Genomic DNA, 26,717 nt, shown 5'->3' with positions numbered 1-26,717 from the left:
GACCCCCCCCCGCACCCCCCCCCCCCCCCCCCCCCCCCCCCCCCCCCCCCCCCCCCCCCCCCCCCCCGGGACCCGGCCCCTCAGAAGCCGGCGCGGTCCACCCGGCGGTGGTAGCGGGTGCCGAGCGCGCCGCCGAGCAGCGCGCCCACCAGCGTGGCCACCAGGATCGCGGCCAGCGTGACCAGGCCGGCGGTGGTCGCCGTGCCCTCGTCGACGGGGATGCGCGGCAGGTCGAGCTGCTGCAGCACGTTGTACTGCGCCCCGAGCACGGCGCCCGCGACGGCGAGCAGCAGCACGACGACCAGGCCGACCAGCCACACCGCCAGGCCCTGGCGGGGGCCGTCGAAGCGGGCCATCCGCCCGGCCACGTAGCCCCCGGCGAGGTAGGCGAGGAACAGCACCACCACGACGGCGACCGCGCCGCCGAGGCCGATGCCCGCGGCCTGCTCGGTGGCCTCGTCGACGCTGTCGAGACCCTGCGCGAGGCCGAGGCCCACGCCGGCCGCCGACACCAGCGCGACCAGCAGCACCGCCAGGCCGTTGGCCGACAGCCAGCCGAAGAACGCCGCCCCCCACTTGATCCCGCCGAAGCGGTCGCGCTGGGCGGCGACGGCGTCGCGCGCCGCTCCCCGGGTGACGTGCGCCCCCTCGCCGGTCGCCGTCGTGCCCGCCCCGTGCCCGGTACCGTCGGTGCTCGCCATCGGACCTCCCCGTCCCGTGCGCATCCTCGACTCGTTGCGCTCCTGACCTGCGGATACCCCGCGGATGATCACCGCGAACCGGCTCACCCGATCGGGGGCACGTGACCGTCCTGCTCGTCGACGCGGCCAACGTCGTCGGCGCCCGTCCCGACGGCTGGTGGCGGGACCGGGCCGGCGCGACGGGCCGGCTGCTGGCGCGGCTGGCCCGCGCCGGGCTCCCGTTCGACGTCGGGGAGGTCGGGGTCGAGGAGGTGGTGGTCGAGGAGGTGGTGGTCGTGGTCGAGGGGGCCGCGCGGGGGGTGACGGCACCCGACGGCCTGCGGCTGGTGCGGGCGCCCGGCAGCGGCGACGACGCCCTCGCCGCGGAGGCCGCCGCGCTGGCCGCCACCGGCCGCCGGGTGCTCGCGGTGACCGCCGACCGCGGCCTGCGCGCCCGGCTGCCGGAGGGGACGGAGGTCACCGGCCCGGGCCGGCTGCTCGCGGTGCTCGATCGCATGGCGGGCAACGGACCCGGGTAGGCCGCCCGGGACCCCCGAGCCGAGGAGCGCCCCCGCATGTCCCAGTCCGTGCTCATCACCGGTGCCTCCAGCGGCATCGGCCGCGCCACCGCCCGCCTGTTCGCCCAGCGGGGCGCGTCGCTGGTGCTGCTGGCCCGCGGCCGCGAGGCGCTGGATGAGACCGCCGCCGAGGTGCGCGCGGCCGGCGCCGCCGACGTCGTCGTCTGCCCGGCCGACGTGCTCGACGAGGACGCGCTGCGCACCGCCGTCGACGGCGCCGTGCGCCGGTTCGGCAGCCTCGACGTCGTCGTCCACTCCGCGCAGGTGGTCGCCTACGGCAAGGTCGAGGACGTGCCCAAGGAGGTCTTCGAGCGGGTCGTGGACACCGCGCTGCACGGCACCGCGAACCTGGCCCGGGTGGTGCTGCCGCAGTTCCGCCGCCAGGGCGAGGGCCACCTGGTCATCGTCAGCTCCCTGCTGGCCTCGGTGGCCACCCCGCTCATGGGCAGCTACATCACCGCCAAGTGGGGCCAGCTCGGGATGATCCGGGTGCTGCAGCAGGAGACCCGCGACGTCCCCGGCATCCACGTCTCCGCGGTGGCGCCCGGCGGCGTCAACACCCCCATCTACTCGCAGGCCGGCAGCTACATCGGCCTCAAGGGCCGCCCGCCGATCCCCATCTACTCGCCGGAGCGGGTGGCCCGCTCGGTCGTCGCCCGGCTCGACCGGCCGCGGCGGCTGGTCCAGTCCGGCTTCGCCAACCCCGTCGTCATCCTCGGGTTCCGCCTGTTCCCGGCCGTCTACGACGCGCTCGTCGGCCCGCTGCTGCGGGTCTTCGCCCTCGCCGACGACCAGCGGACGCAGCCCACGCCGGGCAACGTCCTCGAGTCGAAGCCCGCCGGGAACGCCGAGAAGGGGCGCTGGCACGGCATCCCCTGAGTCGGCGGCGTGAACGGTCTGTTGCCGCTGGCGCAGGCCGTTGACCCGGGCGTTCCCGCGGGTCGAGGCTGGCGCCCTCCGCCGTCCGGCGGAGCCGACCGCGGGAGCGCCCATGACCGCCGAACCCACCGCCCGTCCCACGCCCTCGCGGGCCGGGCACCACGCCGGGGTGGAGGCCGAGCGCGTCGACGCCGGCTACCTCGACAAGCGGAGGCTCCGCACCGGCACCGCGGGCTGGCTGCTGCTCGCGGGCCTCGGCGTCTCGGCCGTCATCTCCGGTGACTACGCCGGCTGGAACTTCGGCCTGGCCGAGGGCGGCTTCGGCGGGCTGCTCATCGCCACCGTCCTGATGGCGGTCATGTACACCGCGATGGTGTTCGGCCTGGCCGAGCTCGGCTCCGCGCTGCCGACCGCCGGCGGCGGCTACACCTTCGCGCGCCGCGCCCTGGGCCCGTGGGGCGGCTACGCCACCGGCGTCGCGGTGCTCATCGAGTACGCCATCGCGCCCGCGGCCATCGCCACCTTCATCGGCGCCTACGTCGAGTCGCTCGGCCTGTTCGGCATCACCGACGGCTGGTGGGTCTACCTGGCGGTCTACGCGCTCTTCATCGGCATCCACCTCATGGGCGTCGGCGAGGCGCTCAAGGCGATGTTCGCCGTCACCGTCGTCGCCGTCGCCGGGCTGGTGGTCTTCCTCGTCGGCGCCGTGCCGCAGTTCGACGCCGGGAACCTGCTCGACATCGCGCCCACCGACGCGGCCGGGGCGTCGTCGTTCCTGCCCTACGGCCTGCTCGGCATCTGGGCGGCGTTCCCCTTCGCCATCTGGTTCTTCCTCGCCGTGGAGAGCGTGCCGCTGGCCGCCGAGGAGGCCCGCGACCCCGCCCGCTCGATGCCGCGCGGCATCGTCGCGGCGATGGGCGTGCTCGTCGTGCTCGCCATCCTCATGCTCGTCTTCACCCCCGGAGCGGCCGGCTCGGCGGCGATCGCGGGGTCGGGGAACCCGCCGGTCGACGCGCTCGCCGGCGCCGGCGTCTCCGACGGCCTCACGCGGGTGGTCAACTACGCCGGCCTGTTCGGCCTGGTCGCGAGCTTCTTCTCGATCATCTACGCCTACTCGCGGCAGACCTTCGCGCTGTCCCGCGCCGGCTACCTGCCGCGGGCGCTGTCGGTGACCAACGCCCGGAAGGCCCCGGTGCTCGCGCTGCTGGTGCCCGGCGCGATCGGGTTCGCCCTCTCGCTGACCGGCCAGGGCGCGATGCTGCTCAACATGGCCGTCTTCGGGGCGACGGTCTCCTACGTGCTCATGATGGTCAGCCACATCGTGCTGCGCCGCCGCGAGCCGTTGCTGCCGCGGCCCTACCGCACCCCGGGCGGCACGCTCACCACCGGCGTCGCGCTGGTGCTGGCGGCCGCGGCCGTCGTCGCCACCTTCCTCGTCGACCGCGAGGCGGCGCTGTGGACGCTCGCCGCCTACGTCGTCTTCCTCGCCTGGTTCGCCCTCTACAGCCGCCACCACCTGGTGGCCTCGGCGCCGGAGGAGGAGTTCGAGCTGCTCGCCGAGGCCGAGGACGACGTCCGGTGAGACGCACCGTGACGCTGGGCGGGCACACCTACGAGTTCCCGACCCTGGTCGAGCTGATGGCGAAGGCCACCCCGCCGCGCTCCGGTGACGTGCTCGCCGGCTGCGCGGCGGGGTCGGCCGCCGAGCGGGTGGCCGCGCAGACGGTGCTCGCCGACCTGCCGCTGGCCACCTTCCTCGACGAGCAGGTGGTCGGTTACGACGAGGACGACGTCACCCGGCTCATCCTGGACACCCACGACGCCGCGGCGTTCGCGCCGGTGGCCTCGCTGACCGTCGGGGAGTTCCGCGACCGGCTGCTGGCCTGGACGGCGGCCGGCGACGAGGCGGCGCTCTCCGCGCTGGCGCCCGGGCTGACGCCGGAGATGGTGGCCGCGACGTCGAAGCTGATGCGCAACGCCGACCTGGTCGCCGTCGGCCGCCGGACCCGAGTGGTGACGGCGCTGCGCAGCACGATCGGCCTGCCCGGGCGGCTGGCGTCGCGGCTGCAGCCCAACCACCCCACCGACGACCCGGTCGGCGTCACGGCCTCGATCCTCGACGGGCTGCTGCACGGGTCGGGCGACGCGGTCATCGGGATCAACCCGGCCACCGACTCACCGGCCCGCACGGTGGCGCTGCTCGAGCTGGTCGACGCGGTGATCACCCGCTACGAGATCCCGACGCAGTCGTGCGTGCTCGCGCACGTGACCACCACGCTGCGGGCGCTCGAGCAGGGGGCGCCGGTGGACCTGGTGTTCCAGTCGGTGGCCGGCACGCAGGGCGCCAACCGCGGGTTCGGCGTCACCCTCGGCCTGCTCGCCGAGGCGCGCGCCGGGGCGCTGGAGCTCGGGCGGGGGACCGTCGGCGACAACGTCACCTACTTCGAGACCGGGCAGGGGTCGGCGCTGTCGGCCGGGGCGCACCTCGGCATCGGCGGGCGGCCGGTCGACCAGCAGACACTGGAGGCGCGCGCCTACGCCGTCGCCCGGCACTTCGACCCGCTGCTGGTCAACACCGTCGTCGGGTTCATCGGCCCCGAGTACCTCTACGACGGCAAGCAGGTGCTGCGCGCCGGGCTGGAGGACCACTTCTGCGGCAAGCTGCTCGGCCTGCCCATGGGCGTCGACGTCTGCTACACGAACCACGCCGAGGTCGACGAGGACGACACCGACTCGCTGATGCTGCTGCTCGGCGCGGCCGGCTGCTCGTTCCTCATCGCCGTGCCCGGCGCCGACGACGTGATGCTGCACTACCAGTCGCTGGCCTTCTCCGACGTGCTCACCGCCCGCTCGGTGCTGGGGCTGCGGCCGGCGCCGGAGTTCGAGGCGTGGCTGGCGCGGATGGACCTGCTCGACGACGGCGGCCGGGTGCGCGAGCTGGCCCCCGACGCGCCCGCGGCCCGGGCGCTGCTCGCGGCGGCGTCGTCGTGAGCGCGCCCGAGCGGGTCGGGGACGACCCGTGGGCGGTGCTGCGGTCGGCCACCCGCGCGCGGGTGGCGCTCGGCCGGGCCGGCGACGCGCTGCCGACGTCCCGGGAGCTGGAGTTCCGTGCCGCCCACGCCGCCGCCCGCGACGCCGTGCACTCACCGCTCGACGTCGGCGCGCTGCGGGACGCACTCGGCGGCGAGGTGCTGACCGTGGCGTCGGCCGCGCCCGACCGGGCCACCTACCTGCAGCGCCCCGACCTCGGCCGCGTGCCCGCCGAGGGGACGGCGCTGCCGCGCACCGGCGCCGACCTCGCGCTCGTGCTCGCCGACGGGCTCAGCCCGCGCGCGGTGCAGGAGCACGGCCCCGGCCTGGTGGCCGCGCTGCGCGAGCGGCTCGGCGGCTGGTCGGTGGCGCCGCCGGTGGTGGCCACCCAGGCGCGGGTGGCGCTCGGCGACGCGGTGGGGGAGGCGCTCGGTGTCCGCGCGGTCCTCGTGCTGGTCGGCGAGCGGCCGGGCCTGTCGTCGGCGGACTCCCTCGGCGTCTACCTGACCTGGGACCCGCGGCCCGGACGCGCGGACTCCGAGCGCAACTGCGTGTCCAACGTGCGGCCGCCGCACGGGCTGTCCTACGCGCAGGCCGCCGACACGGTGGCCGCGCTGCTGTCGGCCGCCCGCGAGCTGGGAGCGTCGGGCGTCGCGCTCAAGGACGAGGGCCCGGCGCTCCCGGCCGGCTGAGGTCAGCCGTAGAACGCGTCGACGGCGGCCTGGTCCGTGTGCGCCTCCCGGAACTCCGCGACGAGGCCGTCCTCGTAGCGGAACAGGTGGGCGGCGACCACGTCGATGTCCCGGTCGCCGCGGTGTGCGCTGAGCCGGACGACCGCGACGCCGTCGGTGTCGTCGGCGAACGTCGCCCGCACCTCGGCGCGGAAGCTGCCCTCGGTGAGCTCGAACAGCCGGCCGAAGAGCCCGAAGACCTGGTCCACGCCGGTGTAGTGGCCCGCCAGTGGGTTGCTGCCGGGCTCGTGCCAGCGGATGTCCGGGTGCCACAGCTCCCGGAGACGCTCCAGGTCGCCCTTGCCGAAGGCCTCGTAGCCCTCGCGCATCCGCATGACGTTGGGGTGCTCGGTCACGGTGCTCTCCCTCCCGAGGACGGGTCCCCCGTGGACGGCGGGGAGCAGTGTCGACCCGGGCCCGCGGGCGGGGGAGGGGTGGGCGCGCGGCCCGGTGTGGCGGTCGCCGTCCGTCCCGGTGGGGACGTGCGCCGTCAGCGGCTGCTGGACCCCGTGGGCGTGGACTCCGGGATGTCGGGCGCCAGCTCGTCGTCGCGCGGGGGCCGCTTCCACTCGACCAGCAGCAGGGAGGCGTCGTCGCTGGTGCGGCCGGCGCGGGCGGCCTTGAGCGCGTGCGACAGCCGGCGCACCGACTCCGGCGCCGACACGCCCTCGGCCGACGTCTTCTCCAGCAGCTCACGCAGCCGGTCCTCGCCGAACTGCTCGCCGCCGTCGAGCCGCTCCTCGACGACGCCGTCGGTGAAGAACAGGACCCGGTCGCCGGGCTCGAGGGTGACGGTGTGCCCCTCGGAGGTCGCGCCGCCGTAGCCGATGGGGCGGGTCGGCCGGCCGGTGAGCTCCCCGATCACGCGCCCGTCGCGCACCCACAGCGCGGGCGGGTGCCCGGCGTTGACCCAGCACAGCTCCCCGGAGTCGGTGTCGAGCCGGGCGATCTGGCCGGTGGCGAACCGGGCGGGGAAGACCTCGGCGACGACGCGGTCCATCTCGGCGTAGGTGTCGGTGAGCGGCAGGTCGCGGCGCCGGGCGTGCCGGTAGGCGGCCAGCACGAGGGTGGCCATGGACGCCGCCGTCAGCCCGTGACCCATCGCGTCGAAGACGGCCAGGTGCAGGACGTGCTCGTCGAGCGCGTAGTCGAAGCTGTCGCCGCCCACCTCGTAGGCGGGCTCCAGGATGCCGGCCAGGTCGACGTCCGGGGTGGTCATCGACAGCGGCGGCAGGCTCTCCCACTGCAGCTGCGCGGCCAGCTCCATCGGCCGCCGCTCGCGGACCCGGGCGAAGGTGTCGGTGTAGTGGTCCTTCGTCACGACCAGGTCGGCGACCAGGCCGGCGAGGCGCTGGGCGAGCCGCCGGTCGGCCTCGGTGGGGTCGTGCAGCACCAGCGACAGGACGCCGACCCGGTCGGAGCCGTCGAGCATCGGCAGGTGCATCCGCACCCGCCCGCCGTCCAGCGGCTCGTCGACCGCCTCGTCCCGGGCGAAGGCGTCGCCGGCCGGGCTGCCGTCGATGGGCACCTGCGCGCCCGACAGCCCCGGCCCGGTGAGCGGGTGCAGGTCCACCTGGTCGACGTCCTGCAGCAGGATCGCCACCTCGTCGATGCCGGCGTGGCCGAGCTCCTGCGCCACCAGCGGGCCGACGAGGCGGGCCGGGATGAGGTGCGCACGGTCGAGCAGGGAGCCGAGCAGCCGCTCGCCCACGCTCTCGACCGCCGGGAACCTCCCCTCGGGGTCGCCGAACGCGCGGTACGCGTCGTCTCCCGTCGTCACCTCGGGTCCTTAGGCGCGCCGGGGAGCGCTCAAACCCCGGGCCGCCGCCGCAGCCGGGCCGCCCACCGGCGGCGGGCGGGCACCGGTACCGGGCCGGGCGGCTCGCTCGCCGGCTCGTCAGCGGGTCCGTCCTCCGGGACGGCGGCGGCCGCGGCGGCGTGCCGCTCGTGCAGCCGCGTGCGCACCTCGTCGGGCGTGTGCGCCCGCCGCTGCCGCTCGCCGCGCACCAGCACCGCGCCGGTGGCGGCGACGCCGGCGAGGCCGGCCAGACCGAGCAGCTTCAACGCTCGCGAGGAGGGGCGCACGGTCGCCTAACGTAGCCGCGTGACCCCGCCCCGCGCGCTCCCGCTCGACGAGGCGGTCGAGCTCACCCGCACCGGCGACGTCTGGGTGTTCCGCGGCGCGTCGGTGGCCGACCGGGCGATCCGGGCGCTGACCAACGCGCCGGTCAACCACGTCGGCATGGCCGTCGTCCTGGAGGACCTGCCGCCGCTGCTCTGGCACGCCGAGCTCGGCCGCTCGCTGCCCGACGCGTGGACCGGGAAGCACCAGCGCGGCGTGCAGTTGCACGACCTGCGCGACGCCGTCGTCACCTGGCGGCAGCGCTACGGGCAGCGCGCGTGGCTCCGGCAGCTGGTCGGCCCGGCCGACGACGGCGGCGTGACCCGCGAGATGGAGGACGCCGTCCTGCGCACCGTCGCCCGCTTCGACGGCCGGCCCTTCCCGACGACGCCGGGGCTGGTGCGCGGCTGGGTGAACGGGCGGCTGCGCCGGGGCACCGCCGCGGAGACGGTGTTCTGCGCCGAGCTGGTGGCCGCCACCTACACCGCGATGGGCCTGTTGCCCGCCGACCGCCCGCGCAACTGGTACGACCCGGGCAGCTTCTGGTCCGGCGACGACCTGCGGCTGCTGCAGGGCGCCACGCTCGGGCCCGAGATCCCGGTCGACGTCCCCGTCGCCGGCTGACCGCTCCTCCGGCCGGGTCGTCCCGGGCCGGGTCGTGCTCTGCGCGCACCCGTGTGCAGAGCACGAGCGCGCTCCGGTCGGTGCCCCGGGAACCGTCGGACCCCCGGCGTAGGAAGGGCGCAGAGCACGGGGACCCGCCCAGGAGGCCCGACATGGTCACCACCACCCTCCCGACCCGCCCGCTCGCACCCCCGCCCGCCCGGTCGCGCACCGGCGACGACGTCCTCGCCGTCGCGTGGGCGCCCGGCGCCGCGCCGCCCCGGGAGGTCCGCGTCCGGCCCGAGGTGCTCGAGCGCCTGCGCACCGTCCCCGACGCCGCCGGCCGGCCGCTGCTCGGTGACCCGGCCGGCGTGCCCGTCGTCGTCGACCCGGCGCTGCCGCGGCACCCCGGCTTCGAGGTCCGGCGGGTGCCCCCGCGCTGAGGCCGGGCTCCCCTCCGGCGGGGAGCGGGATCCCCCGCGCGGGGGAGCACCGGGGCCGCGCGCGTGCCGAGGCTGGACGGCGTCCGCCCGGGAGCACCCGGGCCGTCCCCGGGAGGTCCCCGTGCCCGCCACCGCGTCCCCGCCCTTGGCCCCCGCCGCCCGCACCGGCGGGCCGCCGCGTCCCCTGCTCCTGGCCGCCGCGGCGTGGAGCGTCCTGCACCTGGCCCTCGGCCTGCGGTGGGTGCTCGACCCCGCGAGCCGCCCCGGCCTCGACGGCGACGGCGAGAACGGCGGCGCCGGCCTGCTGACCGTCCTGCCCCCGGACCTCACCGCCTGGCTGGTGCTGGGCCTCGCCGCCGGCGGGCTGGCCGCGACGGCGGTCGCCGCGCGGGGACGCCCGTCGGCCGGCGCCGCGGTGCTGGCCCTCGCCGTCGCCGGCGGGCTCGCCGCGCTCACCGCCGACCTGCGGGTGCTGGTGCTGCTGGGCTACCTGTGCGCGATCGTCGCCCCCGCCGCCTTCCTCGTCGTGTTCACGATGGGCGCCGTGCGCAGCCGGCGGGCGCGGCCGTGGCTGCTCGCCGTCGCCGCCGTGGTGGCCGCGGGCCTGCTCAGCGGCGTGCTCGACCCCGACAGCGTCGCCCGGCTCGCCGGCGAGCTGCGCGACCCGCTGGCCCGCGAGCTGCCCTCGCGCGGGCACCTCGCCCTGCTGCTCGGCGGCACGGTGCTCCTCACCTGGCTCGGCGCGCGGGTGCTGCGCGCCGCCCGCGGGGTCTGCGGCACCTGCGGGCGCCCCGGCCCGGCCTGGACCCGGCCGGAGGCCGCGGCGCGCTGGGGGCGCGTCGCGACGCTGGTCGCCGCGGCCTGCCCGCTGCCCTACGGCCTGCTCCGGATGACCTGGCTGACGCCGTGGGGCGTGGGGTTGCCCGACGGCGCGGACCCGGCGCTGCGGCTGTTCGGGCTGGCGCTCGGCGTCGCGGCACTCGGCGGCGCGGTGGCCACCCTCGGGCTGATCCGGCCGTGGGGCGAGGTCTGGCCGTCCTGGGTGCCGGTGCTCCGCGGCCGGCCGGTGCCGGTGCGGGTGCCGGTGCTCGCCGGCGGCACCGTCGCGGTGGTCCTGCTCGCGTCGGGCCCGTCCATGCTGGCCATCGGCATCGCCGGGCTCGGCTCGGGCGACCCGGTCGCGGCGTCGTTCCTGCTGCTGTTCCCCACCCTGCTCTGGGGACTGGCGCTGGGGCTGGCGGTCCTCGCCTACGCCCTGCGCCGGCGGGGGACCTGCCCGGTCTGCGGCGTCCGGTGAGCCGCCCGGCCTGCCAGGATGGCGCCGTGGTGCGCGTCCACCCCTCGCCGGCGCTGCGCAGGTCGTTGCACCGCTGGGTGTACCTGCTCCTCGGCGGGGCGCTGGCCCTCGCCGTCGGCGTCGTCCTGGCCTGGCCGGCCCAGCTCCTGCTCACCGCGGGCCTGCCCGGGCCGCTCGCGGTCGTCCTGGCCCTCGTCGTCGTGGCCGTCCCGGTGGCGGCGCTGGGCGCCCTGGCCGAGTCCCGCTCCATCGAGGGCGTGGCGGTCGGGGCGCTGCTCACCGGCCGCGCCGACGACCGGGTGGGGCCCTCGGGGACGGCGGCGCAGCGGGCCCGCACCGCCGTCCTCCTGGTCGGGCACGTCCTGGCCGGCGGGCTCGCCGGCGGCCTGCTCGTGGTGGGGCTGCCGACGGCGGTCGTCATGGCCGCCGCCCCGGACGACCCGCTCCTCGACGGCCTGCCGGTGCCCGGCGACCCCGCGCTGCGCCTGGCGGCGGCCGCGGCGCTGGCCGTCGCCGCCGTCGTCGCGGGGGACCTGCTCGGCCGCGGGCTGGCCGTCCTCGCGCCGCGGCTGCTGGCCGGCTCCACCGCCGAGCGGCTGGCCGCGGCCGAGGCGGCGGTGGCCGTGCTCGCCGGCCGCGACCGGCTGGCCCGCGAGCTGCACGACAGCGTGGGGCACTCGCTGAGCCTGGTCAGCGTGCAGGCCGGCGCCGCCCGGCGGCTGATGACCCGCGACCCGGCCGCGGCCGAGGCGGCGATCCGGGCGACCGAGGACGCCGCGCGGCGGGCGCTGGTCGACCTCGACCACGTGCTCGGCCTGCTGCGCGAGGACGCCGGCGGCCCGGCCGCGCCGGCGCCGGACCTGCGCGACCTCGACGCGCTGCTGGCCACCGCCCGCGACGCCGGCGTCCGGGTCGACGTGTCCGTCGGCGGCGAGCCGGGCGCGCTGCCCGCGGTGGTCTCCCGCGCCGGCTACCGGATCGTGCAGGAGGGGCTGACCAACGTGCTGCGGCACGCGCCCGGCGCGGCCTGCCGGCTGGAGGTCGACGCCGGCGCGGACCTGGCGCTGCGGCTGGTGGACACGACGCCGGGCTCGGTGCCGGGCACCGCGGGGGGCGGGCGCGGGCTGCGCGGGGTGCGCGAGCGGGTGCGCGACCTGCGCGGCACGGTCACGGCCGGCCCCGACGACGACGGGCGGTTCGTGCTCGACGTCCGGCTGCCGGTGCACGCGCGGTGAGCACCGTCCGCGTCGCGCTGGTCGACGACGAGCCGCTGATCCGCAGCGGGCTGGCCGCCGTGATCGGCGCCGAGCCCGACCTGGAGGTGGTCGGCCAGGCCGGCGACGGGTCGGAGGTGCTCGACCTGGTGGGCCGCACCGCCCCCGACGTCGTCCTCATGGACGTGCGCATGCCCGGCCTCGACGGCATCGCCGCCACCCGGGCGCTGGTGCGGGCCGGCTCGGCGGCGCGGGTGCTCGTGCTCACCACGTTCGCCAACGACGCCTCGATCGTCGACGCCCTGGCCGCGGGCGCCGACGGGTACCTGCTCAAGCGGTCGACGCCGGAGGAGGTGCTGCACGGCATCCGCACGGTGGCCCGCGGCGAGTCGCTGCTGTTCCCCGACGCGGTGCGCCGGCTGGTGCGGCGGCAGGCGGGCGCGCCCGACCCGGCGGTCGCGCCGGGGCTGTCCCGGCTCACCGCGCGGGAGGCCGAGGTGCTGCGGCTGGTGGCCGACGGCCGCAGCAACGCCGAGATCGCCGCCGCGCTCGTCGTCGGGGTGGAGACGGTGCGCAGCCACGTGGCCGCGGTGCTGGCCAAGACCGGCGCCCGCGACCGCACCCAGGCGGTGGTGCTGGCCTACCGCTCGGGCTTCGTCAGCTGACCGGCACCGGGGCGGTCGCGCCGAGCCGCAGCACCGTGTCGCCGGGCCGCTCGACGGCGTCGTCGTGGGTCACGCAGACGACCACCCGGCCGGCAAGGGCGCGGCGCAGGTCGGCCAGCAGCGCGGCGGCGGTCGACGGGTCGAGGTGCGCGGTGGGCTCGTCGAGCAGCACGACGTCGCGGTCGGCGAGCAGCGCCCGCGCCGCGGCCAGCCGCCGCCGCTCGCCGCCGGACAGCGCGGTGCCGCCGGCGCCGACGGGGGTGTCGAGGCCGTCGGGCAGGCCGGCCACCAGCGGGCCGAGGCCGGCGGCGGTGAGGGTCTCGCCCATCCGCCGCTCGCCGTCGGGGCCGGCGAGTGCGCCGCGGGGTGCCGCCAGCGCGAGGTTGGCCCGGATGGTGGAGGCGAACACGTGCGACTCCTGCGGCAGCCAGGCCGTCCGCGAGCGCACCGCGTCGCCGGTCAGGCGGGCGGTGTCGGTGCCGCCGAGCGCGTAGCCGCCGGCCCGCGGGCGCAGCGCCGCGAGGAGCACCGCGAGGAACGTCGACTTGCCGGCGCCGGAGGGCCCGCGCACGACCAGCCAGCCGCCGTCCGCGGAGGCCCGCGCGGACAGGTCCCGCAGCACGTCCGGGCCACCGGGCCAGCCGGCGGTGAGGCCGGTGACGGCGAGGTCGCGGACCGGCGCGGGGGCGGGCAGCGGGTCGGCCGGGTCGGCGGGCACCGGGGCGGTGAGGACGGTGTCGAGCCGGGCGCGGGCGTCGGCGAGCGCGCCGCGCCGCTGCAGCGCCGAGACCAGGCCGGTCAGCGGCTCGGCCAGCGCGAGCGGGGCGAGGCCGAGCACCGCGACCAGCGGGCCGGTGACCCCGGCCGCCGCGCCGGCCGCGGTGGCGAGCACGGCGGCCAGGCCGGTGCCGAGGACGACGAGGCCGGTGCCGAGCGCGCCGGCCCGCTCGCCGGTGGCCGCGACCGCCGAGCGGCGGCCCGCGACCGCGGCGAGGTCGGCGGCGGTGGCGGCGGCCAGGCCGTGCGCGCGGAGGTCGGGCGCGCCCTCGAGCGCGGTGGTGACGTCGCGCAGCGCGGCCACCCGCAGCGCGCCCTCGGCGCGGGCGGCGCCGGCGTCGACCCGCCGGTGCACAGCCAGCACGCCCGCGGCGGTGAGCGCCAGGACGACGGCGACGGCGCCCGCGGCGGCGGGGGACAGCACCGCGAGCACGGCGACGGTGAGCGCCGGGACGGTGACCGCCACCAGCGCCGGCGGCACCACGCGCACCGACAGGTCCTGCACCAGGCCGACGTCGCCGACCACCCGGGCCAGCGCGCTGCCCGGCGTCCGGTCGGCGGCCACGCCCTGCGCGGCCAGCGCCCGCCAGACCCGCACCCGCAGGTCGGCGGCCATGCGCAGGGCGGCGTCGTGGGCGGTGAGCCGCTCGGTCCAGCGCAGCAGCGCCCGGCCGAGACCCGAGGCGCGCACGCCGACGATCGCGACGAGCAGCGTGAGCACGGGCGGCATCTCCGCGGCGCGCACGATCAGCCAGCCGGACAGCGCGGTGAGCGCGACGCCGGCGCCGGCCGAGGCGGTGCCCGCGGCGACGGCCCGCACCAGGGCGCGGCGCGGCCAGCCCAGCGCGGTGGTGGCTGCGGCGGTGGTGGTGGCTGCGGCGGTGGTGGCGGCCGGCGGGGTGGCGCCCACATCGGCGACGTGGTCGCCTCCGGCCGCCGGTGGCGACGGGACCGCCGATGTGGCGGGGAGGACGGGGGAGCCGGGCGCCGCGAGGGTTCCCGTGCGGTCGGCGAGCGCGGCCAGCGCCGGGTCGTGGGTGACCAGCAGGACGGTGACCGTGCCCCGCAGGCCGGCCAGCACGGCAGCCACGCGGGCGGCCGCGGCGTCGTCGAGGTGGGCGGTCGGCTCGTCGAGCAGCAGCAGCCGGGCGCCCCGGCGGACGCGGACCAGCGCGCGGGCCAGCGCCACGCGCTGCAGCTCGCCGGGGGACAGCGTGGTGCAGTCGCGGCCGGCCAGCGCGGTGGCGCCGACCCGGTCCAGCGCCTCCACGACGAAGGCCTCGGCGACGACGGCGTCCACGCCCGGCACCGGCGCGGCGTGCCGGCGCAGCTCGTCGGCGACGGTAGGCGCCGTCGTCCGCGGGTGCTGCGGCACCAGCGCGACCCCGCCGGCCGGGACGCCGGTCACGGTGCCGGCGACCTCCGCGGCCGGGTCGAGGGCGCCGGTCAGCGCGGCCAGCAGCGTCGACTTGCCCGAGCCGCTGGCGCCGCGCAGTACGACGAGCTCGCCGGGCCGCAGCGCCAGGTCGGTCGGCGGCAGGGCGGGCACCGCGCGGCCGGGGTGGCGCACGGTCAGCCCCGTGACGGCGACGTCGGCGCCGCGCGGGTCGCCGTCGCCGGCCGGGATCCCCGCCGGGGCCGGGGCGGCGAGCACCGCGCGCGCCTCGGCGGCGGCGAGCGTGGCGGCCTCGCCGGCGTGGTGGGCGGTGCCGAGCGCCCGCAGCGGCGCGAAGGCCTCGGGGGCGAGCAGCAGCGCGGTGAGCCCGACGGCGAGGCCGAGGTCGCCGTGCACCAGGCGCAGGCCGACGGTCACCGCGACCAGCGCCACCGACAGCGTGGCGATCAGCTCCAGCACCAGCGCGGAGAGGAAGGCCAGCCGCAGCGTGGCCAGCGTGCGGCGGCGGGAGGCCTCGCCGAGCTCGGCGAGCGCGGCCACCTGCTCGGCGGCGCGGCCGAGGCCCACGAGCACGGGCAGGCCGCGGACCAACTCGGCGACGTGCGCGGCGAGCCGGTCGAGTGCGCGGGCGGCGTCGGTGGTGCCGTCGCGGGTGGCGAGGCCGACCAGCGCCATGAACAGCGGCACCAGCGGCAGGGTGACCGCGACCAGGCCCGCCGACAGCAGGTCGGTGGCGGCGAGGACGACCAGGAGCACCGGCGGGACGACGGCGGCCTGCGCCAGCGCGGGCAGGTAGCCGGCCAGGCCCGGCGCGAGGTCGGCGAGCCGGGTGGTGGCGAGCACGGCGGCGGGCGCCGGACCGCCGGCGGCGGCGACCGCGGCCGGGGAGGCGGCCAGCCGCTCGAGCAGGGAGCGGCGCAGCGCGTCCTCGGCGCGGCGGGCGTCGCGGGCGGCGGCCCGCTCGCCGAGGGTGCCGGCGACCGCGCGCAGCACCGCGCCGGCGGCGGCCAGCGCGAGCGGCCCGCTCAGCGCGCCGTCGGCGAACCCGGCGGCGCGGGCGAGGGCGTGCGCGAGGCCGGCGGCGAGCAGGACCAGCCCCGCCGTCGACCCCAGGGCCGCGGCGGCCGCCCGGGCCAGGGCGCCGGGCACGCCCGGCACCCCGGCCAGCGGCGCGAGCGGCCCCCGGGCCGGGCCCGCCGCGCGGGGGCGGCCCATCAGGCGGCCACCGGGTCCGCGGCGTCGTCGTGCTGGGGCTCGGCGGTGAGGCGCCGGCGGAACACCCAGTACGTCCACGCCTGGTAGGCCAGCACCACCGGCAGACCGACCGCGGCCACCCACGTCATGATGCCCAGCGTGTAGTCACTGACCGAGGCCTGCGCGACGGTGAGGTCGAAGGCCGGGTCGACGGTCGAGGGGACGACCACCGGGAAGGCGGCGCCGAACAGCGTCGCCGCGGAGGCCAGCAGCACGGTGGCCCAGCCGGCGAAGGCCTGCCCCTCGCGGTCGAGGCGCACCCGGGTCCAGGTGACGACGACGGCCAGCGCGGCGACCAGCCACAGCACGCCGGTGACCACGGTGCCCGAGCGCAGGTGCACGAGCCCCGCCCACGCCAGCAGCGGCAGCGCGCCCACCGGCGCGGAGCGGAGCGCGAACGCGCGCGCCCGCAGCCGCAGCGGGCCGTCGGTCTTGAGCGCGAGGAACAGCGCGCCGTGCACCAGCGAGTACGCCACGACGGCGGCCGCGCCGAGCAGCGAGGACCAGCCGAGGCCGGCGAACGCGCCGCCCACCCGGGTCCCGTCGCCGTCGACCGGCAGCCCCAGCGTGGTGGCGCCGAGCGCGGCGCCGATGCCGGCCGCGGCCACCAGCGAGCCGCCGGTGATGACGCGCGTCCAGGTGGCGTCCCACCGCGGGTCGTGCGACTGGTGCCGCCACTCGAAGGCCACCGCCCGCACGATCAGGCCGAGCAGCACCAGGACGAAGGGCAGGTACAGCGCCGGCAGCCAGGTGGCGTACCAGCCGGGGAAGGCGGCGAACACCGCGCCGACGGCGGTGACCAGCCAGACCTCGTTGCCGTCCCAGACGGGGCCGATGGTGCGCAGCATGAGGTGCCGGTCGGCGGTTCGGCGGCCGAGCACCGGCAGCAGCGCCGCGACGCCGAAGTCGAAGCCCTCGAGCAGCAGGAAGCCGGTCCACAGCACCGCGACGGCGGCGAACCACAGGGTCTGCAGGTCCATGGGAGGGAGCTCCTAGTAGGCGAAGGAGAGGACGTCGTCGTCGCTGCGCGGGCTGCCGTCGGGACGGTCGTCGTCGTCCCGGGACGAGCTGCCCACGGCGGGCGGCGTCGGGGTGGTGTCGCCGGTGGTCACGCCCCGGCGGACGAGCCGGGTGAGCAGGACCAGCTCGACGACGGCGAGCGCGCCGTAGAGGACGCCGAGGCTGACCAGCGAGGTCCAGACCTCCGCGGTGGTGACGCCGGGCGAGACGGCCTGGGCGGTGAAGAAGTAGACCTGCTCGCCGACCGGGACGTCCGGGTTCGGGTAGACGACGAAGGGCTGGCGGCCCATCTCGGTGAACACCCAGCCGGCCGCGTTGGCCACGAAGGGCGCGCCGACGGCGAGCAGCGAGCCGTACACACCGACCCGTGAGGTGGGCACCCGGCCGCCGCGGGTCGACCAGAGCGCGTAGGCCGCGACACCGGCCGACACCGCGCCCATGCCGATCATGAGCCGGAAGCTCCAGTAGGTGACCGCCAGGACCGGGGTGTAGTCGATCTCCTCGCCGGCGCGCTCGCCGAACGACGGGTCGTCGGGGTAGGTCTCGCCGTAGACGTCGGCGTACTGCTCCTGCAGCTCGTTGACCCCGGGGACGGCGGTCTCGAAGTCGCTGTGGGCGAGGAAGGAGAGCAGGCCGGGGACGGTCCAGCTGTGCACGTCGTCGCACTCGTTGGAGCCGAGCTTGGCCCAGGCGAAGATCGAGAAGGGTGCCGGGGCCTCGGTCTCGCAGAGCGCCTCGGCGGAGCTCATCTTGAGCGGCTGCTGCTGGTACATGAGCTTGCCCTGCCAGTCGCCGGTGACGGCGACGAGGACGAACGCGGCCAGCGACACGAAGCCGCCCACCCGCACCGAGCGGCGCCACACCGAGTGGTCGACGTCGGTCGTGGGCGCCTCGGCCAGCTTCCGCTTCCGCAGCTGGTAGAGACCCACCCCGACGAGCAGGGCACCCGCGACCATGAGCGCGGCGACGATCGCGTGGCTGAACGCGGCCAGCGCCGTGTTGTTGGTGAGGACGGCGAGGAAGTCGACGTGCTGCGGACGGCCGTCGGGCCCGACGGTGACGCCGACCGGGTGCTGCATCCACGAGTTGGCCGCGATGATGAAGTACGCGCTGACGATCGAGCCGATGACCGCCGCCCACAGCGCGGCGAGGTGCAGCCGCTTCGGGATGCGGCCCCAGCCGAAGATCCACAGGCCGAGGAAGGTCGACTCGAGGAAGAAGGCGAGCAGCGCCTCCATCGCCAGCAGCGAGCCGAAGACGTCGCCGACGAAGCGCGAGTACTCGCTCCAGGCGAGGCCGAACTGGAACTCCTGCACGAGACCGGTGGCCACGCCGAGCACGAAGTTGACCAGGTAGACCTTGCCCCAGAAGCGGGTCATCCGGAGCCACTCGGGCCTGCTCGTGCGCACCCACATGGTGTGCATGACCGCGACCAGGATCCCGAGACCGATGGTCAGCGGGACCATGAGGAAGTGGTAGACGGTCGTGATGCCGAACTGCCAGCGGGCGACGTCCAACGTGTCCAGGGCCAGGAGGTCCACGGGGCCTGCTCCTCACGCCGGCTCGACCCTCGTGCCGACACCTCCTTTCTACGCCTCGTAGAACTCCGTTTCTACGTCTCGTAGAACGCGTCGGGGTGAGGTGCGCGACAGGGTCCGTGCGCCCGCCCGGACCGGCGTTCTACGCTGGGTAGAAACGAGGAGGGGAGGCGTCGTGGCGTCGCTGGGTGACCTGGAGCGGACGGTCATGGACGTGCTGTGGGCGGCCGACGGGCCGGTCGCGGCGGCCGAGCTGCGCGACGCGCTCGCCGACCGCGAGCTGGCGCTCACCACCGTGCACACGGTGCTGTCGCGGCTGGAGGCCAAGGGCTTCGTCGAGCACGACGAGGCGCGTCCGCGCCGGTTCCGCCCGCGCGCCACGCGCGAGCAGCACGCCGCCGAGCTCATGCACGAGGTGCTCGGCGCGTCCGCCGACCGGCAGGCCGTGCTGGCCCGCTTCGTCGGCGGGGTCGACCCGGAGGAGGCCCGCCTGCTGCGCGCGCTGCTGGACGGCACCGCGCCGGGCGCCGCCCGCTGACCGGTCCCTCCTGACGTGCTGCCCGCGACCGCCGCGGCGCTGGCGGTCCTCGCGGCGCTGCTGGCCTGGCCGGTGCCGGCGCTGCTCGGCCGCGCCCGCTGGCCCCGGCGCGACCCGCTCGTGGCGCTGGTCTGCTGGCAGGCGATCGGGCTGGCCGGTGGCCTGTCGATCATCGGCGCGCTGCTCGTGCACGGCCTGGCGCCCTGGGGGCACTCCCTGCCCGAGGCCGGGTGGGCGGTGCTGCGCGGGCACCCCGCCGTCGACCCCGTCCGCGGCGACCACTGGGTCACCCTGACCCTCGCCGCCGTGCTGGCGGCCGAGCTGCTCGGCGTCCTCGCGCTGTCCTGGGCGCGCACCGCCCGCACCCGCCGCCGGCACCGCGAGCTGCTCGAGCTGGTGGTGCGGCCCTCGCCCGCCGCGCCCGACGCCCGGCTGCTCGAGCACCCGGCGCCGGTCGCCTTCTGCATCCCCGGCGCCCGCCCGCTGCTGGTGCTCTCCTCGGGCATGGTCGCCGAGCTCGACGACGACCAGCTCGCCGCCGTCGTCGCGCACGAGCGGGCGCACCTGGCCGAGCACCACCACCTCTACCTGCTGCCGTTCGTGGCGTGGGAGGCGGCGCTGCCGGTGCTGCCCGCGGCCGCCCGGGCGCACGCCGCGGTGCGGGAGCTCGTGGAGATGCGCGCCGACGACCGGGCGCTGGCCTCGCTGCGCGGCCCCGACCCGCGGCGCACGCTGGCCCAGGCGATCGTGGTCGCCGCCGGGGGAGCGGGCGGCGGGGTGCCCAGCGGCGCGCTGTCGGTGGCCGGCGGCGCGCTCGGCGCCCGGGTGCTGCGGCTGGTCGACCCGCCGGCGCCCCTGTCCGCCGTGGCCCGCGCCGCCGCCCTGCTGTGCGCGGGGCTGCTCCTGCTCGTCCCGACGGTCCTGCTCCTGCTCCCCGCCCTCTGAGGGCCTTTGTAGCGCTTTCGGTCCCCTCCGAGGGGCCGAAAGCGCTACGGAGGCCCCCGGTCAGCGGGTGGGGAGGACCGCCGGGAAGTCGACGCCGGTGAGCTCCGCCGACGCCGCCCACAGCGCCCGGGCGAGCTCCGGGTCGCTGGCGGCGGGCGTGCGGCCGACCAGCGTCGGCGCGCCGCGGGTCTCCATCAGCCGGGACGGGCCGGCGTAGCTGCCGCCGGGGAGGTCGGCGGTGGCGGCGAGCAGCGTCGGCTGCGCGCCCTCGTCGCTCGACGTGGCGACCACCCGGTTGCCCAGCGCCATGACCGCGTCCTTGAACCGGTTCTCCGTGCGGCTCTGCAGGTTGGTCGCCGCCCAGCCGGGGTGTGCCGCCGTTGCCCGCACCGGGGAGCCCGCGGCGGTGAGCCTGCGCTGCAGCTCGAGGGTGAACAGCAGGTTGGCCAGCTTCGACTGCCCGTATGCCCGCTCGGGCGAGTACGGCCGCCGCTCCCAGTTGAGGTCGGCGAGGTCGATCGCGCCCATCCGGTGGGCCGTCGAGGAGACCGTGACCACCCGGTCGGTGAGGGAGGGCAGGAGGAGGTTGGTCAGCGCGAAGTGGCCGAGGTGGTTGGTGCCGAACTGCAGCTCGAAGCCGTCGGCGGTGCGGCCCTGCGGGACCATCATGATCCCGGCGTTGTTGACCAGGACGTCGAGCGGACCGCTCCAACCGTCGGCGAAGGCGCGCACCGACGCGAGGTCGGCGAGGTCCAGCCGGCGCACCTCCACCCGGCCGGCGAGGCTGGCCGCGGCCCGCTCCCCGCGGGCGACGTCGCGGACGGCGAGCACCACCCGGGCGCCCTTCTCGGCCAGCACGCGCCCGGTGGCCAGGCCCAGCCCGCTGGTGGCGCCGGTGACGACCACGGTGCGGCCGGCCTGGGAGGGGACGGAGAACGAGGGGTTCGTCATGCCGAGTGAATGTAGTCGCCGACAACAATGTTGGCAACGCCTACACGGACTACGCTTCCCCACCGTGCGCGCACCCGAGCAGCCTTACCACCACGGTGACCTCCGGGCCGCCCTGCTGGAGCGGGCGGCGGAGCGGTTGCGGCTCGGCACGGTGGCCGACCTGTCCCTGCGGGCGCTGGCTCGTGACCTCGGGGTGAGCCACGCGGCCCCCAGCCGGCACTTCCCCGACCGGCAGGCGTTCCTGAGCGCGCTGGCCCGTTCGGGCTGGGAGCGGCTCGACGCCGCCCTGGCCGCGGCCGACCCGGGAGCCGACGCCGGGCTGCGCCCCCGGCTGCTCGCGCTCGGTCGCGCCTACGTCCGCTTCGCCACCGCCGAGCCGGCCCTCCTCGAGCTCATGTTCGCCGGGAAGGCCGCCGGGGAGTCGCACGACGGCCCCGGGCTGTCCGGGCCGGACTCCCTGGTCGAGGACGCGCAGGCCCGGGGCGAGGCGCGCGCCGGTGACCCCGGGGAACTGGCGACGGCGCTGTGGGCCGCCCTGCACGGGGTCGCGGCCCTCTCCGTCAGCGGCGTGCTCCGCGGCGCGGACGTCGACGCGCTGCTCGTGCAGACCGTCGACGCGCTGCTCGACGGACTCCGGCCGCGCTGACCGGCCGGCCCCGCGTCACCCGGGGACGGCGGACGTCGCGTTGCCCGGCAGCGGCGTGAACCGCCGCAGCCGCAGGCTGTTGGTGACGACGAAGACCGAGCTCAGCGCCATCGCCGCGCCCGCGATCATCGGGTTGAGCAGGCCCGCCATCGCCAGCGGGATCGCCGCGACGTTGTAGGCGAACGCCCAGAACAGGTTCCCCTTGATGACCGCGAGCGTGCGGCGGGCCAGCCGCACGGCGTCCGCGGCGGCGCGCAGGTCGCCGCGCACCAGGGTGAGGTCGCTGGCCTGGATCGCCACGTCGGTGCCGGTGCCCATCGCGAGCCCCAGGTCGGCCTGGGCGAGCGCCGCGGCGTCGTTCACGCCGTCGCCGACCATCGCCACCGTCCGCCCCTGCGCCTGCAGACGCCGGACGGCGTCGACCTTGTCCTGCGGCAGCACCTCGGCGACGACGTCGTCGATGCCCACCTCCGCTGCGACGGCGCGGGCGGCCGCCGACGAGTCGCCGGTGAGCAGCACCGGCCGCAGCCCGAGGTCGCGGAGCTGCCGCACGGCGGTCGCCGACGTCGGCTTGACGGTGTCGGCGACGACGAGCACGCCGCGCACCGCGCCGTCCCAGCCGACGGCGACGGCGGTGCGCCCGGCGGCGTCGGCCCGCTGCACCGCGGCGGCCAGCTCCGGCGGCAGCGCGCCGACGAGCGCGGGCCGCCCGACGACGACCGCCGTCCCCTCCACGGTGCCGCGCACGCCGAGGCCGGCCTCGTTCGCGAAGCCGGTGACGGCCGGCAGGGCGCCGAGCCGCTCGCGGGCGGCGGTGGCGACGGCCGCGGCGATCGGGTGCTCGGAGGCGTCCTCGAGCGCGCCGGCCCGGCGGAGCACCTCGGCGTCGTCCTCGCCGTCGGCGGCGGCGACGTCGACCAGGCTCATCCGGCCGGTGGTCACCGTGCCGGTCTTGTCGAGCACGACGGTGTCGACCCGGCGGGTGGACTCCAGCACCTCCGGCCCGCGGACCAGGATGCCGAGCTGCGCGCCGCGGCCGGTGCCGACCATGAGCGCGGTCGGCGTGGCCAGCCCCAGCGCGCACGGGCAGGCGATGATCAGCACGGCGACGGCGGCGGGGAACGCCCCGGCCAGACCCGCGCCGGTGCCCAGCCAGAAGCCGAGCGTGGCCAGCGCCAGGGCCAGCACGACGGGCACGAAGACCGCCGACACCCGGTCGGCGAGCCGCTGCACCTGCGCCTTGCCGTGCTGCGCCTCCTCGACCAGGCGGGCCATCTGCGCGAGCTGGGTGTCCGCGCCGACGCGGGTGGCCCGCACGACCAGCCGCCCGCCGGCGTTCACGGTGGCCCCGACGACGGCGTCGCCCGGGCCCACCTCCACCGGCACCGGCTCGCCGGTGAGCATCGAGGCGTCGACGGCCGAGGAGCCCTCGACCACCTCGCCGTCGGTGGCCACCCGCTCGCCGGGGCGGACGACGAACAGGTCGCCGACGCCGAGCGCGTCCACCGGCACCCGCTGCTCGGCGCCGCCGCGCAGCACCGACACGTCGCGGGCGCCCATCTCCAGCAGGGCGCGCAGCGCCGAGCCCGCCCGCCGCTTGGCGCGCGCCTCGGCGTACCGGCCGGCCAGCAGGAAGGTGGTCACCCCGGCGGCGGCCTCGAGGTAGACGTCACCCGCGCCGTCGGTGCGCGACACCGCGAAGCTGAACGGGTGCGTCATGCCGGGCTCGCCGGCGGTGCCGAGGAACAGCGCGTACAGCGACCAGCCGAGCGCGGCGAGGGTCCCGAGGGAGACGAGGGTGTCCATGGTCGCCGCGCCGTGCCGCAGGTTGGTCCAGGCGGCGCGGTGGAACGGCCAGCCGCCCCACGCGACCACCGGGGCGGCGAGGGTGAGCGAGGCCCACTGCCAGTACTCGAACTGCAGGGCCGGGACCATCCCGAGCAGCACGACCGGCAGGCTGAGGACGGCGGAGACGAGCAGGCGCTGCCGCAGCCCCGCGTCCGGGTCGTCCTCGTGCGCCGCCTCGGCGGGCGGGGCGGGCAGCGCGGCGGTGTAGCCGGCCTTCTCCACGGCGGCGACGAGGTCCTCGGGGACGACGCCGTCGGCGTAGTCGACCCGCGCCTTCTCCGTGGCGTAGTTGACGGTGGCGGTGACGCCGTCGAGGCGGTTCAGCTTGCGCTCGATGCGGTTCGCGCACGAGGCGCAGGTCATCCCGCCGATCGAGAGCTCGACCGAGCTGGTCACGGGGTGCTCCTGGCGGTGGCGGTCACGGCGGCGGTGCGGACGACGTCGCCGTGCCGGAAGTCGAAGAACAGCCGGTGGTCCCCGGCCGCGGGCACCTCGACGGCGAACCGGACCTCCGCGCCGGAGGCGGCCGTCGGGTGGACGTGCAGGTAGCCGAGGTCGCCGGCGCGCAGCGCGACCAGGTGGCCGTTCGCGCCGAGGTACGGCTGGAGGTCGGTGACCGGGACGCCGTCGCGGGCGACGGTCACCACGACCTCCGACTCGCGCCCGGCGACGAGGTCGCCGGCGACGGTGACGGTGTAGCCGTCGACCTCCGCGGTCGGCGACGGGGCGGGCAGCGGCACCGGCTCGCTCGCGCCGCCGGCGGCGAGGTCGGCGCCCAGGACGAGGCCCTCCCCGTGCGCGGTCGGCGTCGCGTCGGCGAGCACCCGCCACGAGCCCGGCGTCAGCGCGACCGGCGTCGTCCAGGTGCCGTCGGGCGACAGCTCCGGGTGCAGGTGCTGGTAGCCGGTGAGGTCCCGCCGGACGACGACGAGGTGCAGGTCCTGCTCGTGCACCGTGTCGTACGCGGTGACCGGCGCGCCGTCGGGCCCGAGCAGGCGGAACGACAGCGGGACGGCGTCGCCGGCGGGCAGGGCGTCGTCGGCGAGGTCGAGCGTGTGGCCCTCCGCGGAGACGGCGAGCCCGGCGGGGAGGTCGTGCCCCTCGGCCTCGGGCGCCGCGTCGTGCCCGCCCTCGGCGGACCCGTGCTCCCCGGCCGCCGCGTGCTCCTCCGCCGCGGCGGGGCGGTCGACGGGGCCGGCGAGCGCGCCGGCACCCCAGCCGGCACCGAGGACGGCGGCCGCGACGCCCAGCGTCGCGGCGGCCCGGGTGGCGGTGCGCACGGCCATCTCCCCTCGACGCGCCCGCGTCAGCGGGCGGCGACCTCGTAGCCGGCCTCCTCGACGGCGGCGCGCACGGCGGCGTCGTCGACGGGGGCGTCGCTGGTGACGGTCAGGCCGCCGCTGGCGAGGTCGACCTGCACCCCGGTGACGCCGGGGATCTCGCCGACCTCCTCGGTGACCGAGGCGACGCAGTGCTGGCAGGTCATGCCGGTGACGGTGTAGGTGGCGGTGCTCACGGTGGTCTCCTCGCGGGGGTGGGGTCAGGAACGGACGAGGCGGGCAATGGCGGCGGAGGCCTCGCGGACCTTCTCGTCGGCCTCGGGCCCGCCGGCGGCCACGGCCTCGGCGACGCAGTGGCCCAGGTGCTCCTCGAGCAGGCCGAGGGCGACCGACTGCAGGGCCGAGGTCACCGCGGACACCTGCGTGAGGATGTCGATGCAGTACTTCTCGTCCTCGACCATCCGCTGCAGGCCACGCACCTGTCCCTCGATGCGGCGCAGCCGCTTGAGGTGGTCGTCCTTGTGGTGGATGTAGCCGTGGACGCGACCGGGGCTCTGCTCGTCGGGCACGGATGCCATAGTACCCCTACCCCCCAGGGGTGTCATGTGCCGTCGGTCTGGTCCTCCGGGAGCTCGTCGCGGAGGCGGGCGACGGCGTCGCGCAGCCGGTCGCCGTCGGCGCGGGCGTCGGCGAGCTGGTCCTGCAGGCCGACGATCACCTCGGCCGAGGCGAGCGGGTGGCCCTCGTCGAGCAGGCCGCGCAGGCGGGCGGCGAGGACGAGCTGGTGGCGGGAGTAGCGGCGGTGGCCGCCGGGGGAGCGGTGCGGCGACAGTGCGCCCGAGCCGTCGAGGCTGCGGAGGAAGGCGGCCTGCACGCCGAGGAGGGCGGCGGCCTGGCTCATGGTCAGCGCCGGGTAGTCGGGGTCGTCGAGCCGCCGGACGGCGTCCGCGGCCGAGGGGGCCGTGGGCGCGGGAGCCGTGGGCGCGGGAGCCGTGGCGCCTGCCGGGTCCCCGGGCGCGCCGTCGTCGCGGCCCGGCCTGTCGCTCGTCGCCATGGGGGACTCCTCGGGAACGGTACGGGGCCGGGCCCCCGCGGGCCCGGCCCCGTGTGCGGGACGCGCCGGTCAGCTCTCGACGGCGCGCTGCTCGCGCCCGGCCGACTCGTGCTCGATGGTGCGGCTCTCCACCGCGGCCGGCACGTCGGCCCGGGTCACGGTGATCTTGCGGGCCCGTGCCTTCTCGGCCACGGGGATGCTCACGGTGAGCACGCCGTCGTGGTAGCTCGCCTCGAGCCGGTCGGTGTCGAGGCTGCGGCCGAGGACGAGCTGCCGCGTGTAGGAGCCGTACGGGCGCTCGGCGACGGCCCACTCGGCGTTCTCCAGCTGCGGCACCGAGCGCTCGGCGGTCACGGTGAGCGTGGTGCCCTCGATCGAGAGGTCGATCGAGCCGGGGTCGACGCCGGGCAGGTCGAAGTGGGCGACGAACTTGTCGCCGACCCGGTAGGCGTCCATCGGCATGCCCGACAGGGCGCGGGCGGTGCCGGTGCGGCCGGCGAGCTGGTCCAGCGCGCGGAAGGCGGCGGACGTGGCGGCGAACGGGTCGTAGGCGGTCAGCATCATGCTGGTGCACCTCCTGGGTCGTGCTGGTCGGTCGCTGCCGTGGGGTGAACCTCCAGCGGCGACTGCAGATTACCTCGACCGACGGTCGGTGTAAACATCCCTCGGCGCATGTCGTCCGGGTCGCGCATGGGATCGCGCGGCAGCGGGCAGTGCCCGGGCATGGACGAGTCCGTACCGCCCGGCGAGGGGCACGCCGACGACGCCGCCGCCCCCGAGGTGACCGCCGCCCTCGACGGCGACGTCAGCCGCGTCACCGTCACCGGCGAGCTCACCGAGGCCGCCCGCCGGCCCCTGGTCCGCGCGGTCACCGACCAGCTGCTGTCGGTGCCCACGCTGTCCCGGCTGGAGCTGCACCTCGACCGGGTGACGTTCATGAACTCGGCCGGGATGGCCGTGCTGGTGCAGCTGCAGCGGATGACGCAGCCCCGGGCGGTCACCGTCGCCCTGGTCTCGCCGCCGGCCGCCGTCGCCCGGCCGCTGCAGCTGACCGGGCTGTGGCGGCGCTTCGAGGTGGTCGACGACGAGGCCGGCCCGGCCGACGCCGGGGGCTCCCCGGTCTCGGGCGCGCAGGCGCCGCGGCCCGACGGGCCCGACGGGCGCAGCGCCTGATTCCCAGCGCCTAACTCTCAGCGCCTGACCCGCCCCTGTGTCGGGCGGTCCGGGG

At 77.5% G+C, this 26,717-nt stretch carries 28 protein-coding genes; 14 read left to right on the top strand and 14 right to left on the bottom strand.

All coding sequences use genetic code 11. The annotated features are described in order from the left end of the window. Positions 1-80 precede the first annotated feature (80 nt). The gene (locus ACI78R_RS15785) at positions 81-701 is read right to left on the bottom strand and encodes a hypothetical protein (protein WP_457041391.1); all 621 of its coding nucleotides are present in this window, start codon (positions 699-701) and stop codon (positions 81-83) included. A 101-nt stretch (positions 702-802) separates the two neighbouring features. Between ACI78R_RS15785 and ACI78R_RS15780 the strand changes: the two genes are divergently transcribed. The 5 genes from ACI78R_RS15780 to eutC all read left to right on the top strand — a co-directional run bounded on the left by ACI78R_RS15780 (position 803) and on the right by eutC (position 5,859). After that, positions 803-1,219: a hypothetical protein gene (locus ACI78R_RS15780; protein ID WP_457041390.1), complete on the top strand. Its 417-nt coding sequence runs from the start codon at positions 803-805 to the stop codon at positions 1,217-1,219. 36 nt (positions 1,220-1,255) lie between these two features. After that, positions 1,256-2,137, top strand: a complete 882-nt coding sequence (locus ACI78R_RS15775; protein WP_073420406.1) for an SDR family NAD(P)-dependent oxidoreductase — start codon at positions 1,256-1,258, stop codon at positions 2,135-2,137. A gap of 112 nt (positions 2,138-2,249) precedes the next feature. Beyond that, positions 2,250-3,719: an ethanolamine permease gene (gene eat / locus ACI78R_RS15770; protein ID WP_457041389.1), complete on the top strand. Its 1,470-nt coding sequence runs from the start codon at positions 2,250-2,252 to the stop codon at positions 3,717-3,719. After that, positions 3,716-5,128 carry an ethanolamine ammonia-lyase subunit EutB gene (locus ACI78R_RS15765; RefSeq protein WP_073420405.1) on the top strand — a complete coding sequence of 471 codons (1,413 nt, stop codon included), beginning with the start codon at positions 3,716-3,718 and terminating at the stop codon, positions 5,126-5,128. The genes eat and ACI78R_RS15765 overlap by 4 nt, the downstream gene beginning before the upstream one ends. Next, the gene (gene eutC, locus ACI78R_RS15760; RefSeq protein ID WP_457041388.1) at positions 5,125-5,859 is read left to right on the top strand and encodes an ethanolamine ammonia-lyase subunit EutC; all 735 of its coding nucleotides are present in this window, start codon (positions 5,125-5,127) and stop codon (positions 5,857-5,859) included. Before ACI78R_RS15765 ends, eutC begins: the two co-directional genes overlap by 4 nt. Before the next feature lie 2 nt (positions 5,860-5,861). On the opposite strand, the gene ACI78R_RS15755 is transcribed toward eutC, so the two are convergent. From ACI78R_RS15755 to ACI78R_RS15745, 3 genes are all read right to left on the bottom strand, one after another. Beyond that, positions 5,862-6,254: a nuclear transport factor 2 family protein gene (locus ACI78R_RS15755; RefSeq protein WP_457041387.1), complete on the bottom strand. Its 393-nt coding sequence runs from the start codon at positions 6,252-6,254 to the stop codon at positions 5,862-5,864. Positions 6,255-6,388: 134 nt separating this feature from the next. After that, positions 6,389-7,678, bottom strand: a complete 1,290-nt coding sequence (locus tag ACI78R_RS15750; RefSeq protein ID WP_457041386.1) for a PP2C family protein-serine/threonine phosphatase — start codon at positions 7,676-7,678, stop codon at positions 6,389-6,391. Positions 7,679-7,707: 29 nt separating this feature from the next. Further along, positions 7,708-7,962, bottom strand: coding sequence for a hypothetical protein (locus tag ACI78R_RS15745; RefSeq protein WP_457041385.1), 255 nt, complete (start codon positions 7,960-7,962; stop codon positions 7,708-7,710). A gap of 40 nt (positions 7,963-8,002) precedes the next feature. Here ACI78R_RS15745 and ACI78R_RS15740 point away from each other — a divergent pair, with 40 nt between their 5' ends. The 5 genes from ACI78R_RS15740 (at position 8,003) to ACI78R_RS15720 (ending at position 12,242) form a co-directional block, all read left to right on the top strand. After that, on the top strand, positions 8,003-8,644 hold the full coding sequence (locus tag ACI78R_RS15740) for a hypothetical protein (protein WP_457041384.1): 642 nt from the start codon (positions 8,003-8,005) through the stop codon (positions 8,642-8,644). A gap of 152 nt (positions 8,645-8,796) precedes the next feature. Then, entirely contained in the window at positions 8,797-9,066 is a 270-nt protein-coding gene (locus ACI78R_RS15735; protein WP_073420400.1) for a hypothetical protein, read from the top strand. Between the two features lie 121 nt (positions 9,067-9,187). Next, positions 9,188-10,363, top strand: coding sequence for a hypothetical protein (locus tag ACI78R_RS15730; protein WP_457041383.1), 1,176 nt, complete (start codon positions 9,188-9,190; stop codon positions 10,361-10,363). Positions 10,364-10,389: 26 nt separating this feature from the next. Beyond that, positions 10,390-11,598 carry a sensor histidine kinase gene (locus ACI78R_RS15725; RefSeq protein WP_457041382.1) on the top strand — a complete coding sequence of 403 codons (1,209 nt, stop codon included), beginning with the start codon at positions 10,390-10,392 and terminating at the stop codon, positions 11,596-11,598. Further along, positions 11,595-12,242 (top strand): response regulator, encoded by a 648-nt coding sequence (locus ACI78R_RS15720; RefSeq protein WP_457041381.1) that lies wholly within the window; start codon positions 11,595-11,597, stop codon positions 12,240-12,242. Before ACI78R_RS15725 ends, ACI78R_RS15720 begins: the two co-directional genes overlap by 4 nt. On the opposite strand, the gene cydC is transcribed toward ACI78R_RS15720, so the two are convergent. The 3 genes from cydC to ACI78R_RS15705 are packed head-to-tail and all read right to left on the bottom strand — an operon-like array spanning position 12,235 to position 18,230. After that, positions 12,235-15,630 carry a thiol reductant ABC exporter subunit CydC gene (gene cydC, locus ACI78R_RS15715; RefSeq protein WP_457041380.1) on the bottom strand — a complete coding sequence of 1,132 codons (3,396 nt, stop codon included), beginning with the start codon at positions 15,628-15,630 and terminating at the stop codon, positions 12,235-12,237. The two genes, ACI78R_RS15720 and cydC, sit on opposite strands and share 8 nt — an antisense overlap. Further along, the gene (gene cydB, locus ACI78R_RS15710; protein WP_457041379.1) at positions 15,630-16,649 is read right to left on the bottom strand and encodes a cytochrome d ubiquinol oxidase subunit II; all 1,020 of its coding nucleotides are present in this window, start codon (positions 16,647-16,649) and stop codon (positions 15,630-15,632) included. Before cydB ends, cydC begins: the two co-directional genes overlap by 1 nt. A gap of 12 nt (positions 16,650-16,661) precedes the next feature. Continuing rightward, on the bottom strand, positions 16,662-18,230 hold the full coding sequence (locus ACI78R_RS15705; protein WP_457041378.1) for a cytochrome ubiquinol oxidase subunit I: 1,569 nt from the start codon (positions 18,228-18,230) through the stop codon (positions 16,662-16,664). A gap of 172 nt (positions 18,231-18,402) precedes the next feature. Between ACI78R_RS15705 and ACI78R_RS15700 the strand changes: the two genes are divergently transcribed. Beyond that, the gene (locus ACI78R_RS15700) at positions 18,403-18,765 is read left to right on the top strand and encodes a BlaI/MecI/CopY family transcriptional regulator (RefSeq protein WP_073420396.1); all 363 of its coding nucleotides are present in this window, start codon (positions 18,403-18,405) and stop codon (positions 18,763-18,765) included. Between the two features lie 15 nt (positions 18,766-18,780). After that, positions 18,781-19,710, top strand: coding sequence for a M56 family metallopeptidase (locus tag ACI78R_RS15695; RefSeq protein WP_457041377.1), 930 nt, complete (start codon positions 18,781-18,783; stop codon positions 19,708-19,710). A gap of 60 nt (positions 19,711-19,770) precedes the next feature. On the opposite strand, the gene ACI78R_RS15690 is transcribed toward ACI78R_RS15695, so the two are convergent. After that, a complete protein-coding gene (locus tag ACI78R_RS15690) occupies positions 19,771-20,661 on the bottom strand; it encodes an oxidoreductase (protein ID WP_457041376.1) in 891 nt (296 codons plus the stop codon). 64 nt (positions 20,662-20,725) lie between these two features. On the opposite strand from ACI78R_RS15690, the gene ACI78R_RS15685 reads away from it, so the two are divergent. Further along, positions 20,726-21,307: a TetR/AcrR family transcriptional regulator gene (locus tag ACI78R_RS15685; protein ID WP_073420393.1), complete on the top strand. Its 582-nt coding sequence runs from the start codon at positions 20,726-20,728 to the stop codon at positions 21,305-21,307. A gap of 15 nt (positions 21,308-21,322) precedes the next feature. Here the strand turns inward: ACI78R_RS15685 and ACI78R_RS15680 are convergent, their stop codons facing one another. The 6 genes from ACI78R_RS15680 to ACI78R_RS15655 form a co-directional block, all read right to left on the bottom strand. Beyond that, positions 21,323-23,518, bottom strand: coding sequence for a heavy metal translocating P-type ATPase (locus tag ACI78R_RS15680; RefSeq protein WP_457041393.1), 2,196 nt, complete (start codon positions 23,516-23,518; stop codon positions 21,323-21,325). A gap of 29 nt (positions 23,519-23,547) precedes the next feature. Continuing rightward, on the bottom strand, positions 23,548-24,435 hold the full coding sequence (locus tag ACI78R_RS15675; RefSeq protein WP_457041375.1) for a hypothetical protein: 888 nt from the start codon (positions 24,433-24,435) through the stop codon (positions 23,548-23,550). A 26-nt stretch (positions 24,436-24,461) separates the two neighbouring features. After that, the gene (locus tag ACI78R_RS15670; RefSeq protein ID WP_073420391.1) at positions 24,462-24,671 is read right to left on the bottom strand and encodes a heavy-metal-associated domain-containing protein; all 210 of its coding nucleotides are present in this window, start codon (positions 24,669-24,671) and stop codon (positions 24,462-24,464) included. Positions 24,672-24,695: 24 nt separating this feature from the next. After that, positions 24,696-25,004 (bottom strand): metal-sensing transcriptional repressor, encoded by a 309-nt coding sequence (locus ACI78R_RS15665; protein ID WP_175562854.1) that lies wholly within the window; start codon positions 25,002-25,004, stop codon positions 24,696-24,698. 32 nt (positions 25,005-25,036) lie between these two features. Continuing rightward, positions 25,037-25,489, bottom strand: coding sequence for a MerR family transcriptional regulator (locus tag ACI78R_RS15660; RefSeq protein WP_457041374.1), 453 nt, complete (start codon positions 25,487-25,489; stop codon positions 25,037-25,039). 69 nt (positions 25,490-25,558) lie between these two features. Then, positions 25,559-26,053 (bottom strand): Hsp20/alpha crystallin family protein, encoded by a 495-nt coding sequence (locus tag ACI78R_RS15655; protein WP_083628583.1) that lies wholly within the window; start codon positions 26,051-26,053, stop codon positions 25,559-25,561. A 159-nt stretch (positions 26,054-26,212) separates the two neighbouring features. Between ACI78R_RS15655 and ACI78R_RS15650 the strand changes: the two genes are divergently transcribed. After that, positions 26,213-26,662, top strand: coding sequence for an STAS domain-containing protein (locus ACI78R_RS15650; RefSeq protein WP_073420390.1), 450 nt, complete (start codon positions 26,213-26,215; stop codon positions 26,660-26,662). Positions 26,663-26,717: the final 55 nt, after the last annotated feature.

The organism is Geodermatophilus sp. SYSU D01106, assembly GCF_054049995.1.
Note: the sequence above shows the minus strand (reverse complement) of the source record. Positions and strands in the feature narration are given on the sequence as shown.